Origin of the sequence: Butyrivibrio sp. TB (genome assembly GCF_900110805.1) — a bacterium.
Classification (GTDB): Bacteria; Bacillota; Clostridia; order Lachnospirales; family Lachnospiraceae; genus Butyrivibrio; species Butyrivibrio fibrisolvens_C.
This window is the reverse complement of sequence record NZ_FOER01000009.1, coordinates 126,249-139,726: the sequence shown is the minus strand read 5'-3', so window position 1 is coordinate 139,726 and position 13,478 is coordinate 126,249. Positions and strand designations below refer to the sequence as shown.

The following is a 13,478-nucleotide window of genomic DNA, read 5'->3' as shown; positions in this document are numbered from 1 at the left end:
GTATTGTAAATGATAGCACTTGGTAGCGATCATGGCGGCTATGATCTTAAAGTCGCAGTAATGGAGCATCTCAAAGAAAGAGGAATCGAGTACAAGGATTTTGGTACTTATGACAAGAATTCCTGCGATTATCCTGATTTCGGACTGGCAGCAGCTAAGGCTGTAGCAAGCGGAGAGTGCGAGAAAGGTATCGTGATCTGCACAACAGGAATCGGAATCTCTATGGTAGCTAATAAGGTAAAGGGTGTTCGCTGCGCACTTTGCTCAGAAGTATCCTCAGCAAGACTTACAAGAGAGCACAATGATGCCAATGTACTTGCTATGGGAGGCGGATTCGTAGGCCCTGTTCTTGGATGCGAGATTGTAGATACTTTCCTTGATACAGAGTTTTCCGGTCTTGAGAAGCACAGCCGCAGGATCAAGAAGATGATGGATATGGAAGCCTGATAAAAGATAAAAATCAAAGTTTGCAATATAGGCCTGGAGTGGTGACTTGTTCATATTTGATCAAATAGGAATGAGTCAGTACACTGGTAGCAATCAGTTAACAATAAAATGTCAAAATTGATGATGTACCAAGCCTGGTTATATCATATTTTGACAGATTTTAATGATTTATATTTAAGGAGATTTAAAATGTCTAAAGTAGTAGTAATGGATCACCCACTTATTAAACACAAGATTGGTCTTATCAGAAGAAAAACAACAGGTACTAATGAGTTCAGAAGAATCATCAGTGAGATAGCAGAGCTTATCTGCTATGAAGCAACAAGAGATCTTGAGCTTCAGGATGTTGAGATCGAGACACCTATTACTAAGACAGTAGTTCAGGAACTTAAGGGAAGAAAGCTCTGCGTAGTACCGATCCTTCGTGCTGGTCTTGGTATGGTTGATGGTATGCTTGAGCTTATCCCGGCTGCTAAGGTTGGTCACATAGGTCTTTATCGTGACCCGGAAACTCTTAAGCCTGTAGAGTATTATTGCAAACTTCCAGCAGATGTTACAGAAAGAGAGATTTTCGTAGTAGATCCTATGCTCGCAACAGGCGGATCTTCTGCTGCAGCTATCCAGATGCTCAAGGATAAGGGCTGCAAGCACATCCATTTCATGTGCATTATCGCTGCTCCTGAAGGAATCAAGGCTGTTCAGGAAGCTCATCCTGATATTGATATCTTTATCGGAACTGTTGATGAGAAGCTCAACGAGAACGGTTACATCGTACCGGGACTTGGTGATGCTGGCGACAGAATCTTCGGAACCAAATAATAGAACCCTTTCAAAAATTCATTGTGGCATTAAGGAGTAATATGAAAAGAGAAGATTATATAACCTGGGACGAGTATTTTATGGGAGTTGCAAAACTTGCAGGAATGAGATCCAAGGATCCTAATACTCAGGTTGGATCATGCATAGTAAGTGAAGATAATAAGATATTATCCATGGGTTATAATGGTTTTCCTACAGGGTGTTCTGATGAAGAGTTCCCATGGGAGAGGGATGGCGAAGATGAACTTGCGACCAAATATCCCTTTGTTACTCACTCTGAACTTAATGCCATCTTGAATTATCGAGGTGGTTCATTAGAAGGTGCCAAGATCTATGTATCACTATTTCCTTGTAATGAATGTGCCAAGGCTATAATTCAGGCAGGTATCAGAACTGTTATCTACGATAGTGATAAATATGAAAATACAGCTTCTACCAGAGCATCCAAGAAGATGTTCAATGCTGCAGGAGTAAGATATTATCAGTATCAGAGAACAGGCCGTAACATTCATATTTCTATTTAAAAAGTATTATTTAAGATAAATAAAATATATGGATTCTTAATTTTTGTGATCAGGAATATATATTTATTTATCTTCTAATTTAAAGATAAGCTATATGATTGAGCTTGAAGATGGTAAGTCATGACACTATGTGTCATGACTTCGATTTATATAGTTCAACTATCCGATCGTACAAGCATCAGCCACGGGTAGTGTCACGGACTTTTTGCTATAGAGTATTAATTGTATTATTGTGATAAGTACTTATAGTGACAAAGGTTTTGAAGTAGCATTTGATGCGCTTTGGGATCTGGATATCTGAAGTTCGAGAGGCATGATAAGGTCAGATAGTTTACCTTCATAGATGATTTTTAAAAGACGATCGAGGTTTTCAAGACATTCCTGCATCTGACCTGATGTTATAAGATTTTTATTAAGAGCATCAGCAAGCTCATCAAGATCCACGACCTTGAAACTGTGATCAGGATAGACGATTACATCCGCAAGAAGATCAACTACCATGATAGAACCTTTTTCGGGTCCTTCCTGAAAAGAGACTATATCAAAATACCATCTTGAGAAGGTATCGTCAGATCTGTAGAACTTACTCATTTTAAAGCCATGATCAAGGAAATAACAGGAATATCCGTAAGAAAGATAATCTTTTGGGCGAAAAGCGCGCCATGATGTCATGATCATGTTCGAATCATGATAGAGAATGACATCATCCTTTAATTTAATACATTCATCTGGTATTATCCGCTTACGGTACAGAATTGGGTTGTCCATATTCCACCTCACGGTCTGATTCGTTCCTGAATATTAAATTCAAGAACGTCAAGAATATATTTTCGCTATAAGTAGTTTACTTAAGCTTACATTGTGACAGGTGATAAGTCAAATGATAAATACAATCGGTGATCCGTCATGAAAAAAACGATAATAAAGATCATATATATAATTGCAGTTTTCATATTGAGCATAATTATTATAAGCAGGTTCAACAATCATCAAAGTAGTGATATGACTGCCAAGATGTCAGAGGCAACACTTCCAACGCTGTCACTTCTTGAAGATGGTAAGGCCCTTGCTACTCTTTATGGTTATACACAGGAGATGGATGTAACTCATATTCATGGAACGGTATTCCCTACAGGAGCAGAAAGAGAGATATCTGCTATTATGAATCTGTATGGTCAGGAGGCGGACAATTTTAAGTTTGAAGTCAGAACACTTGATGGAAGCAGCCTTGTTGAAAGCACTCAGATCACAGATGTATCTGCCAAAAGTGCAGATGATACAGTTACACTTAATTTCCAGATCAAGGATCTTATAGATGCAAATAAAGAATATGCACTTATCATAATCGCAGATGTTGATGGCAGGAGTGTCAGATATATATCAAGAATAGTGTGGACTGCAGATGAAGAGCGTTACTATTTTGATGAAAAGCTTGACTTTGTAAGAGGCTTTTCTCAGACAACTTTTGATAAAGAAAAAGCTGCCCAGCAGATCAAAACCTATCTAGAGTCCAATTCATCCGGAGATAACTCATCTTATGCCAAAGTTAATATAAATTCCAGTTTTAATCAGGTTACCTGGGGAGATCTAGAGATCAAATCTCACACAGAACCTGAAGTACTGACGGTGGATCTTCATGAGCAGACAGGAAGCTTTTTGCTTAAGTATCAGGTGACTGTTGGTGGTGACAAGGATTTTACCTGCAACGTCGAGGAGTATTTCAGAATCCGCTATACCAAAGACAGAATCTATCTTCTTAACTACGAACGTACCATGAATAATATATTTATGGGAGATAAGTCAGAGTTTGATAGCGGTGCTATAGATCTTAAGATTGCTGATACGGACAATATAGAATTCACAGAAAATGAGGGCGGTTCAGCCTTTGCATTTGTAAGTCAGGGAAGGCTTTTTTCATATAATGTAACCAATAATAAGCTTGCATATATATTTGGTTTCTATGATGAAGCAAGTGATGATCCAAGATGCACTCATACGGACAATTCCATAAAAATCCTGAACATAGACGAAGCCGGCAATGTGGACTTCAGCGTAGCAGGATATATGAACAGAGGAATTCATGAAGGAAAAGTCGGAATCGCGGTATATTATTATAACGCTTCCACCAATACTGTAGAGGAACAGGTCTTTATACCAAGTAGCCAGTCTGAAGAGATAATAATGGCATATGCTTCTAAGATTGCAACTCTTGGTAACAGCAGTCAGTTTTATATGATCCTTGGAAGTGACCTTCTTGCAGTGGATCTTGAAGGAAGAACCTACGAACCTATAATTGATAACATGCTGGGCTGCAAATATGAAATGCCGGAATCAGGCGAGATGATAGCATGGCAGGATGTTACAAGCAGGGATGGCCTTAAGTCGATAAGTGTCATGAATTTTGCAACTCAGGCAGTTACAAGTGTTGAGCCGGAAAGCGGCGAATATATTATACTTCTTGGATATATGGATGAGGATCTTGTATACGGCCTTGTCAGAGAAGAAGATATACATAATGATCAGATGGGTAATCCTGTATATGCAATGTACTCTATAAGAATACAGGATAAAGAAGGAAGAATTCTTGAGAATTATAAGTCTGATGGTAATTATACAGTAGGGACTTTGATCAAAGATAATCAGATAATACTGTCCAGGGTTAAATGGAATGAAAGCACCGGCTTTTATGAAGATACTACTCAGGATCAGATCATGAGCACCCTTGAAGTAGAAGAAGGATCTAATACGCTTTCGTATGTAAATACTGATGCTTACAAATATACAGCGCAGATAAGCCTTAAGAATTCTATCACAGCATCTTCACTTAAAGTACTGACTCCTTCGCTTACTTTGTATGAAGGCAGCAGAGAAGTAGCAGTAGATAATAGCGAAGAAACAGACAATAATATATTCTTCGTATATTACAAAGATAAAGTTATCAATATCACTGTAAACAGTGCAGATGCTCTAACAGATGCATATACCTGTAAGGGCGTTGTCATGGACGATTCTAATGACTATGTATGGTACTCAGGCAACCTTCTTACAAGTAACCAGATAATGAGCATTACCAATAATGTAGAAAAAACCGATTATAGCAGCGAAAACTCTACAGAAGTGTGTCTTAGAGCAATGCTTGAATTTGAAGGAATAAATGTTGACGTTGGAAAGATGCTTGAAGAAGGCTATACAGCAGAAGAGATATTAAAACAAAGCCTTCCGGGAGCTACAATCCTTGAATACGATGGATGCGACATGAATGCCATGCTCTATTATCTAAACCAGGATATACCTGTTATGGTAAGACTCTCCGATGGAAGTTCCATGCTCCTTATAGGCTTTAATACCCAGAACATAGTACTCTTTAATCCTAAAAAAGGGACCACCAACGTATACAAGAACGGGATGAACGATAGTTATTCCCTGTTCGAAGAAAACGGTAACCACTTCCTGACTTATCTTTATAAATGACTTTGTCGGTCCATCCAAGTTGGATATAACATGTAATAAAAAACAGGCCCTCACTCCCCGGTGAAGACCTGTTTTTTGGTGTATTTGGTGTTTTTGGATAATTGAAGAACCCCCAAGTATCTTGCAATCATCCTACAATTTCGTAACTTTAATTTTTGAGTGTTGCAAACTCTTCTAACTCTCCGTTATTGTAACGAGTGATAATTGAATTGATACGTTCTACAGGATTAAGAAGATCACTGATAGAAGCATCATGGTTAAGAGTATCGATGATATAAGCAATGTACTTACTCATATCAGTACTGATGTACCATTCACGTGAGAGAAGTTCCGGTGTCTGATAGATCAGATTGGTCGTCAGGATTCTGTCGATGATGCCCTTCTCATAAGCTTCATCAAACTTCTCGAGTCCTGAAGTGAAGAGTCCAAAGGTCGAGAATACGTAGATCCTGGCGGCCTTGCGCTCTTTCAGCTCTGCGGCAACATCAAGCATGCTTTCCCCGGAAGAGATCATATCGTCTATGATGATAACTGTCTTACCTTCTACTGAAGAACCAAGGAATTCGTGGGACAGTATCGGGTTACGTCCGTCAACTACCTGAGTGTAGTCACGACGCTTGTAGAACATGCCGACATCAAGGCCAAGTACGCTGGCCAGATATATAGCACGGCCCATGCCTCCCTCATCTGGGCTTATTACCATCATATGATCCGAATCAATCTTGAGGCCGCTCACATTGCGCAGGAGTGCTTTTATAAACTGATAAGTTGTACGAACAGTTTCGAATCCATTGAGCGGAATAGCGTTCTGAACACGAGGATCATGTGCATCAAAGGTGATGATGTTATCTACACCCATTGATGTCAGTTCCTGAAGCGCGATAGCACAGTCGAGGGATTCACGTCCCGATCTCTTGTGCTGACGAGACTCATAGAGGAATGGCATGATCACAGTGATTCTGCGTGCTTTACCGCCAACAGCTGCAATGATTCTCTTTAAATCCTGATAATGATCATCAGGAGACATATGATTTTCTCTGCCAAAAAGTTTATAAGTCAGACTATGGTTAACAACATCTACCAGAATATAAAGGTCATCACCTCGTACAGAGGTCTTGATTACACCTTTAGCTTCACCGGTTCCGAATCTTGGAAGGTCACAATCCAGAAGGTATGAAGGGCGTTCATAACCGGAGAATGCGAGACTCCCCTTGTGCTCGTTCTCACGTTCAGCTCTCCACTTAACAAGGTAATAATCTACCTGTTCAGCCAGTTTCCTGACACCTTTAAGCGGGATAACTCCCAGGGAACCTACCGGAATGGTTTCCAGATCACGTTTTTCTTCTCTTCTTGGCATCGAAAAAAATCCTCACTTTCAAATTTAAAACAGTATTCCCAAAATTTACCTTTTTGCTTTCTGCAGACGTATGTCTGAACCCGTTAATTTAAGAAGCTGGAAATGACTCATGATACGTGAAAATACTCTGTCCTGATATCTGCTATGTATCTCCTGAGGATTGAGATTGGTTGAAATGATAGTAGATCTGTGTCGTAAATCTCTTTCATTAAGGATGGTAAACAGCTGTGCGATAACAAAGGAGTTTGTAAGTTCTGTACCTAAATCATCTATTATCAGCAATTCACAATTGTAAAGGTAATCGCTAAGGTTTTCAAGTTCGGATTTGGAATTGTAATCAAAAGAATAATCCGAAAGTTGCCTGAAAAGATCACTTGAACTGAAATAGATTACAGAAGTGCCCCTGTCAAGCAGTTCCTTGGCGATACAAATCGACAAAAAGGTCTTGCCGGTACCTACTGTACCATAGAAAATAATATTTTGGTAGTCTGTTCTAAAGTTTTTGACGAAGGTTTTTGAGATTTTCTCCGCTGCCTGAAAATGTGTGAGATCATCACCTCCATAATAGCTTTCCGACAATCTGCCGAAGTTGTTGGTACTTGTCAACAGTTCCAGATTGGAGCTAGCATAGAGAAGCTTTATCGTGCGCTGCATGAAGCAATGACATTTCTCATTCCCTATATAACCGGTATCCTTGCAATCAGGACACTCAAAAATGGGTTCGAGGTAGTCTTCCGGAAGACCGGCCTCCTTAAGAAGAGATTTCTTGCGCATGGTGACAGCAGCCAGCTTTTGCCTCAGAACATCCATGCTCTGATTGTCACCTGAAAGCCTCCCTATCTCAAAATCAACCGAGATACTTGGAATCATCTGATCAAGTTCCTTGAATCCCGGGACATGAGCGTAAACATAGTCGCGTCTTTTATCTGCCTCTGCGCGGCTTTTGAGCTGTTTTGTTTCGTACTCGTGCATTATTTCATTATATTGCGCGTTATTAAGTGCCAATGGTCTGCTCCCTGAGATGTATTATTTTTAATTTTTTAAAAGTTCTTTTTCCAAAGCATCGAAGTCATAGGTGTTCTGCTGGAACTGAAGATATAAGTTGTTCTTGCCGGAAGACTTCTTGGATGACTTGGAATTGTCAATGGACTCTACTGCATGATCCTTATCAAGCTTTACAATATCTTCTTTAGTAGATACGTTTCTGTCATGCCAGCTTTTTAATATACCTTCTGCATACTGAAGTCTGTTCTTCTGGGTAGAAAGAACTGTTCTGGAGCAGGCTTCTACGACTATATCAAGAGAAAATCCGTATTCTGAAAACCAGCGTTCTATATATGCAGCTTCTGCAGGAGCGGGAGAATTATCATATCCAAGCTCCTTCATAACAGTATATACGTTCTTATTATATTTTCTTGATCTTGCTTTGGCCTGACGGGCGGTCTTGATACCTGCTTCATTCCAGCTCTGGGCAACTTTTTCCATATAACGGAAGTCTTTTTTGCCAAGCTCTGCACAGTACTGCATCAGATAATCCATAAGATCCATAGAAAACTCAAGATCATTATGTATATAGAAGATCTTCTGAATATCAGCAGGATTAAGAGTCCTTCCAAAGTACTGTTCAGCAAGAAATACAAGCTGCTGATTTTCTTTCTCATCTGTTTTTTTAGGGCGATGAGAAGCTATAGGAGCAGGCACTGCAGTGCTTTTGTAAGCCCTTGATCCGGGCATCACTGTAACCTTGGATGAATCAGGGACTTCAGGTATATCTTCTAATGATATACTTTGAAGGTGACCTGCCTCGTCATATTCAAGTCCTATGAGTCCTTTCTTTTCCCAATAGGTAAGGGCTCTCATTATATCTTTTTCTGTATCATTGAATTTGTCAGCGATATCACATACGCTGGTTGATAGTCCTGCCTGCATCATGCGAAGCAGATAAAGGTAAACTTTGATCTGTGCATCATTGGCATCTGACATATAATAGTCGATAAAATTGTTGGTAATATAAGTCTTGCTTGATGCCGCACTTTGACTCATCGTCACTTTCCCCATCATAAGCTAGTGTCCCCTTTGGTGTCACATTGTATTTCGAAATGTCTTCCTCCCTATAAAGCCAGACATTTCGATCTGTGTGTCAAAACAAGAGCCTCATACTGCGAAAAAAACATTAAGATAGATCATTTTGTAAAAGAATTGTTTGGGTTTTTCTTTTGAACAATTCCGAGTATAGCACAGGGATTTTTTGATGCAAATAGGCAAAAAGACGATTTGCCATATATCTGTAGCATGCTAACTGATTTTATAAAATCTATGTGGAGATAGTGGATAATGTGGAAGGGGACAAAATAAACCACAGAATATACAAGGTTTTGGGGATAGGTGTGTAACGGTTGTTATCTTAAAGGTTTTCGAAAGCGAAAATCCGGTTTAAAATGTGGACTTTGTGGAAAAAATATCATTAGTGCAAAAGATTGTCGATTTTATAACAGTCTAAGACACCTTTTGTTATCAACAAAAAAACCTTAGTGCAATTTTTCAGAAGATTTTTCTTTCGTCTTTCTTTTTTCTTTTGTGTGAATAATTGCGATTTTTCGTTTCATAACTCGGGATTGTGTGATATACTTGTAATCGGAGATATTTCGCTTCTCCGTTTCTTTACGTTTTACCAATGTTCTACAAAGGCAGCTGCTATCTGCAATATCAGGCTGCAAACAAAGTTCCGTATTTTTTTACACGTGCTACGGCACAATATCTACAATGAACAGAAATGTTCAAAAAACGACATCATTCGCGAGGTGGCAAGATGATTAAAAAGGAAATGATAGCCATGCTGCTCGCTGGAGGGCAGGGTAGCAGACTTGGCGTCCTGACGGATAGGATGGCCAAACCGGCAGTTTCATTTGGGGGAAAGTATAGGATTATAGATTTCCCACTCAGTAATTGTATTAATTCTGGAATTGATACAGTAGGCGTACTGACACAGTACAGACCTTTAAAGCTCAATTCACATATCGGAATCGGAATATCCTGGGACCTCGACCGTAATATTGGTGGCGTTACTGTTCTTCCTCCTTATGAGAAGGTTGGAAACAGTGAGTGGTACACAGGTACAGCTAATGCAATCTATCAGAATATGGAATATATGGAAGCGTATCATCCGGATTATGTCCTGATACTGTCCGGTGACCATATATATAAGATGGATTATGAGACAATGCTCGATTTCCATAAGGCCAATAACGCAGATGTAACAATCGCAGTTATGCCTGTTCCGATGGAAGAAGCCAGCAGATTCGGAATCATGATAACTGATGAACAGAATCAGATCGTAGATTTTGAGGAAAAGCCTGAACATCCTCGTTCCAACCTGGCTTCAATGGGTATTTATATCTTTTCCTGGGAAGCACTCAAAGAGGCTCTCACAGTTAATCGTGATCAGCCGGGACTTGATTTTGGTAAGCATGTAATTCCGTATTGCCATGGCAAAGGAGAAAGACTCTTTGCTTACGAGTTTGACAGTTACTGGAAGGACGTAGGAACACTTACTTCATATTGGGAAGCTAATATGGAACTTATAGATATAGTTCCTGAGTTCAACCTCTATGAAGAATACTGGAAAATCTATACCAAGAATGATGTTCAGCCTCCGCAGTACCTCGGACCTGATAGTACTATAGAAAGAAGTATCATAGGTGAAGGATCTGAGATCGAAGGTGAAGTCTACAACTCCGTAATAGGCAGCGGTGTTAAGATCGGTAAAGGAACCGTTGTCAGCCATTCAATCATAATGAATGGTACTCAGATTGGAGAGAACAGTAATATAGAAAAGGCTATCATCGCTGAGCAGTGCCGTGTTGGTTCTAACGTTAAGCTTGGTGATGGAGAGGAGGTTCCTAACGAGACAAGACCTGATATCTACAGAGAAGGACTTGTAACTCTCGGTGAAGGATCTGTTATTCCGGACAAGATAACCATCGGCAAGAATGTAATGATCAACGGCGTTACTGATGCGCACGACTATAAGAATGGTAAGCTTGCAAGTGGCAAGACTCTGGATAAGGCAGGTGACGAAACATGAGAGCGATAGGAATTATACTGGCAGGTGGTAACAGCAACAAGATGGGCGAGCTCTCTGAGAAAAGAGCTGTATGCGCAATGCCTATCGCAGGACATTACCGCAGCATTGACTTCGCACTTTCAAATATGTCCAACTCTCATATTCAGACAGTTGGAGTTATAACACAATATAATGCAGGTTCTCTTAATGAGCATCTATCATCAAGTAAATGGTGGGATTTTGGTCGTAAGCAGGGAGGAATGTTCATATTCACTCCTACTCAGACAGCCAACAATTCAAGATGGTACCGAGGAACAGCAGATGCCATCGGACAGAACCTTGATTTTCTCAGGAAATGTCATGAGCCTTATGTAATAATCACATCAGGTGACTGTGTCTACAAGATGGATTACAACAAGCTCCTTGAATATCACATCAGCAAGCAGGCAGATATCACAGTAGTATGCAAGGATATGCCAGCAGATGTTAATACAGACAGATACGGAACCATCAGAATGAACGAAGAGAGCCGTATCGATGAATTCGAGGAAAAGCCTGTTGTTGCAAAATCAAATACAGTATCCTGCGGTATCTATGTAATAAGAAGAAGACAGCTTATAGAGCTTATCGAGAAGGCTGAAGCAGAAGAAAGGTTCGATTTTGTACGTGATATCCTTGTAAGATACAAGGATATGAAGAGAATCTACGGATATAAGATCAAAGAATACTGGTCCAATATCGCAACAGTAGAAGATTATTACAAGACCAACATGGATTTCCTTAAACCGGAAGTCAGAAACTATTTCTTTAATGAATATCCAAATATTTATACTAAGGTCATTGACCTTCCTCCGGCCAAGTACAATGTTGGAGTAAGAGTCAAGAACAGTCTTATATCAAGTGGATGTATCATTAATGGAACGGTTGAAGATTCTCTTATCTTCAAAGAATCTTTCATCGGTAATAACTGTTATATTAAGAACTCTATCATCTTGAACGATGTTTATATTGGCGACAATACTCATATTGAAAACTGCATCGTGGAAAGTCACGGCACGATACAGGCCAACTCCTATTGTAAGGGAGAGGACAAAGTCAAGGTGGTAGTAGAGAATAACGAGAGATATGTCATCTGAGTGTAAATTCATCCGGCACATGACAATTTGATTGCATGCCTGCCAAAAGTGCCTACGAGGGGGCAAACAAATGAAGATTACAGATGTACGTGTTCGTAAGGTTCTGAAACAGGGCAAAATGAAAGCAGTGGTTTCAATTACTTTTGATAATGAATTTGTAGTTCATGATATCAAGGTAATCGAAGGCGAAAAAGGATTGTTCATTGCTATGCCATCCAAGAAGTCGGCGGATGGTGAATACCGTGACATAGCTCATCCGATTAATTCCGACACACGCCAGCAGATTCAAACGATGATCCTTGATGCATACGAGAAAGCAGCTGTAGAAGATGATACAGCACAGCCGGCAGATGAAATGCCGGAAACTCCTTTTGTTTAACTAAAACTCAGGAACGATACATAACTCTCACGCAGGGGCGGGGCTAAAGTTTGCCACTTAGGCAACATTTAGCCCTGCCTCTGTGCGTTATGGGGCGCGATTTGAATATGTGTGATATAATATGATAGGCTGGAAGGGGGCTTTTTTAAAAGGGTTATGTCTTCATGATCTTTTTGATGTCAGTAGTCCTGACCAAGTAGCCATCATAACAGCTATATTAAAATGATAAATATAACAAAGTACTATTGTATAAAGCAGTAGACACATGAGGTTAAGATGAAAATACTTAGTGTGATTGTCCCATGCTATAACGAAGAAGAGAATGTTTCAGACTTCTATGATGAACTTATGAAGACTGAAGAATTCTTTAAAAGTAAAGAAGTTGATTTTGAGATCATATATATTGATGACGGATCTAAAGATAATACAGCATTAGAAGTTCACAAGCTTATAGATAAGGATAAAAGAGTACATTTTGTAAGCTTTTCAAGAAATTTTGGTAAGGAAGCTGCGATCTATGCAGGTCTTCAGCATGCCAAGGGAGATTATGTGGTAATGCTTGATGCAGATCTTCAGGATCCGCCGGCTCTTCTGCCACAGATGTACTCTTATATAGTTAATGAAGGATATGATTCTGTAGCAACAAGGCGAGTTGACAGAAAAGGTGAACCTCCGATAAGGTCATTTTTTGCAAGAAGGTTCTATCATCTTATCAACAAGATGTCCAAGACTGAGATAGTAGACGGAGCAAGAGATTATCGTCTTATGACAAGGAGATTTGTTGATGCTATCTTGTCCATGGAAGAGTACAACCGCTTCTCCAAGGGCATATTCGGATGGGTAGGCTTTAACACCAAGTGGATCGAGTTTGAGAACATAGAAAGGAAGAAGGGAGAGACTAAGTGGTCCTTCTGGAAACTTTTTGTATATGCTATCGACGGCATCATCGCCTTTTCAACAGTACCGCTTGCAATCGCATCTATAATAGGAACACTGTTTTGTGTGATCGCATTTATAGGCATACTGTTTATCCTTATAAGAAGCCTGTTTTGGCAGGATCCTACAAGCGGATGGCCTTCAATGGTATGTATCATAATGCTTGTAAGCGGAGTGCAGCTCTTCTGCCTTGGCGTTGTAGGACAGTACTTGTCCAAGACATACCTTGAAGTTAAGAAGAGACCTCTGTATCTTGTGAAAGAGGATATATAAGAGAGTTAATTATCTAAGGTAATTATCTCCAAGAGATTTTTTAATAAATTACTCCAGATTTAATAGGGGCATT

Annotated in this window: 12 protein-coding genes; 8 read left to right on the top strand and 4 right to left on the bottom strand. The window is 39.7% G+C overall.

What is annotated here, in order from left to right; genetic code table 11:
* Window positions 1–9 precede the first annotated feature (9 nt).
* The 3 genes from rpiB (at window position 10) to BMX21_RS08015 (ending at window position 1,790) form a co-directional block, all read left to right on the top strand.
* Window positions 10–447, top strand: a complete 438-nt coding sequence (gene rpiB / locus BMX21_RS08025) for a ribose 5-phosphate isomerase B (protein WP_022754818.1) — start codon at window positions 10–12, stop codon at window positions 445–447.
* Between the two features lie 189 nt (window positions 448–636).
* Window positions 637–1,266 carry a uracil phosphoribosyltransferase gene (upp, locus tag BMX21_RS08020; protein ID WP_022754819.1) on the top strand — a complete coding sequence of 210 codons (630 nt, stop codon included), beginning with the start codon at window positions 637–639 and terminating at the stop codon, window positions 1,264–1,266.
* A gap of 41 nt (window positions 1,267–1,307) precedes the next feature.
* Window positions 1,308–1,790, top strand: a complete 483-nt coding sequence (locus BMX21_RS08015; RefSeq protein ID WP_022754820.1) for a deoxycytidylate deaminase — start codon at window positions 1,308–1,310, stop codon at window positions 1,788–1,790.
* 243 nt (window positions 1,791–2,033) lie between these two features.
* Here the strand turns inward: BMX21_RS08015 and BMX21_RS08010 are convergent, their stop codons facing one another.
* Window positions 2,034–2,558, bottom strand: a complete 525-nt coding sequence (locus tag BMX21_RS08010; RefSeq protein WP_092043183.1) for a ribonuclease FAU-1 family protein — start codon at window positions 2,556–2,558, stop codon at window positions 2,034–2,036.
* Between the two features lie 186 nt (window positions 2,559–2,744).
* On the opposite strand from BMX21_RS08010, the gene BMX21_RS08005 reads away from it, so the two are divergent.
* The gene (locus BMX21_RS08005; RefSeq protein ID WP_143057225.1) at window positions 2,745–5,261 is read left to right on the top strand and encodes a hypothetical protein; all 2,517 of its coding nucleotides are present in this window, start codon (window positions 2,745–2,747) and stop codon (window positions 5,259–5,261) included.
* 148 nt (window positions 5,262–5,409) lie between these two features.
* Here BMX21_RS08005 and BMX21_RS08000 read toward each other — a convergent pair whose 3' ends face one another.
* Genes BMX21_RS08000 through BMX21_RS07990 form a run of 3 tightly spaced genes read right to left on the bottom strand, consistent with a single transcriptional unit; the run spans window position 5,410 to window position 8,679 of the window.
* Window positions 5,410–6,618 carry a ribose-phosphate pyrophosphokinase gene (locus BMX21_RS08000; protein ID WP_022754823.1) on the bottom strand — a complete coding sequence of 403 codons (1,209 nt, stop codon included), beginning with the start codon at window positions 6,616–6,618 and terminating at the stop codon, window positions 5,410–5,412.
* Between the two features lie 45 nt (window positions 6,619–6,663).
* On the bottom strand, window positions 6,664–7,623 hold the full coding sequence (locus BMX21_RS07995) for an ATP-binding protein (protein ID WP_092043177.1): 960 nt from the start codon (window positions 7,621–7,623) through the stop codon (window positions 6,664–6,666).
* 27 nt (window positions 7,624–7,650) lie between these two features.
* Entirely contained in the window at window positions 7,651–8,679 is a 1,029-nt protein-coding gene (locus BMX21_RS07990; protein ID WP_242952894.1) for a DnaD domain protein, read from the bottom strand.
* A gap of 748 nt (window positions 8,680–9,427) precedes the next feature.
* On the opposite strand from BMX21_RS07990, the gene BMX21_RS07985 reads away from it, so the two are divergent.
* The 4 genes from BMX21_RS07985 to BMX21_RS07970 all read left to right on the top strand — a co-directional run bounded on the left by BMX21_RS07985 (window position 9,428) and on the right by BMX21_RS07970 (window position 13,405).
* On the top strand, window positions 9,428–10,702 hold the full coding sequence (locus BMX21_RS07985) for a glucose-1-phosphate adenylyltransferase (protein ID WP_022754826.1): 1,275 nt from the start codon (window positions 9,428–9,430) through the stop codon (window positions 10,700–10,702).
* The gene (gene glgD / locus BMX21_RS07980) at window positions 10,699–11,817 is read left to right on the top strand and encodes a glucose-1-phosphate adenylyltransferase subunit GlgD (protein ID WP_022754827.1); all 1,119 of its coding nucleotides are present in this window, start codon (window positions 10,699–10,701) and stop codon (window positions 11,815–11,817) included. Before BMX21_RS07985 ends, glgD begins: the two co-directional genes overlap by 4 nt.
* A gap of 70 nt (window positions 11,818–11,887) precedes the next feature.
* Window positions 11,888–12,196 carry a septation regulator SpoVG gene (gene spoVG, locus BMX21_RS07975; protein ID WP_022754828.1) on the top strand — a complete coding sequence of 103 codons (309 nt, stop codon included), beginning with the start codon at window positions 11,888–11,890 and terminating at the stop codon, window positions 12,194–12,196.
* A gap of 276 nt (window positions 12,197–12,472) precedes the next feature.
* Entirely contained in the window at window positions 12,473–13,405 is a 933-nt protein-coding gene (locus BMX21_RS07970; protein ID WP_092043174.1) for a glycosyltransferase family 2 protein, read from the top strand.
* Window positions 13,406–13,478 lie beyond the last annotated feature (73 nt).

Excerpts from the sequence above, each read along its gene's own strand:
- rpiB (WP_022754818.1), top strand. The coding sequence starts at position 10 with ATGATAGCACTTGGTAGCGATCATGGCGGCTATGATCTTAAAGTCGCA.
- upp (WP_022754819.1), top strand. The coding sequence starts at position 637 with ATGTCTAAAGTAGTAGTAATGGATCACCCACTTATTAAACACAAGATT.
- BMX21_RS08015 (WP_022754820.1), top strand. The coding sequence starts at position 1,308 with ATGAAAAGAGAAGATTATATAACCTGGGACGAGTATTTTATGGGAGTT.
- BMX21_RS08010 (WP_092043183.1), bottom strand. The coding sequence starts at position 2,558 with ATGGACAACCCAATTCTGTACCGTAAGCGGATAATACCAGATGAATGT.
- BMX21_RS08000 (WP_022754823.1), bottom strand. The coding sequence starts at position 6,618 with ATGCCAAGAAGAGAAGAAAAACGTGATCTGGAAACCATTCCGGTAGGT.
- BMX21_RS07990 (WP_242952894.1), bottom strand. The coding sequence starts at position 8,679 with ATGATGGGGAAAGTGACGATGAGTCAAAGTGCGGCATCAAGCAAGACT.
- BMX21_RS07985 (WP_022754826.1), top strand. The coding sequence starts at position 9,428 with ATGATTAAAAAGGAAATGATAGCCATGCTGCTCGCTGGAGGGCAGGGT.
- glgD (WP_022754827.1), top strand. The coding sequence starts at position 10,699 with ATGAGAGCGATAGGAATTATACTGGCAGGTGGTAACAGCAACAAGATG.
- spoVG (WP_022754828.1), top strand. The coding sequence starts at position 11,888 with ATGAAGATTACAGATGTACGTGTTCGTAAGGTTCTGAAACAGGGCAAA.
- BMX21_RS07970 (WP_092043174.1), top strand. The coding sequence starts at position 12,473 with ATGAAAATACTTAGTGTGATTGTCCCATGCTATAACGAAGAAGAGAAT.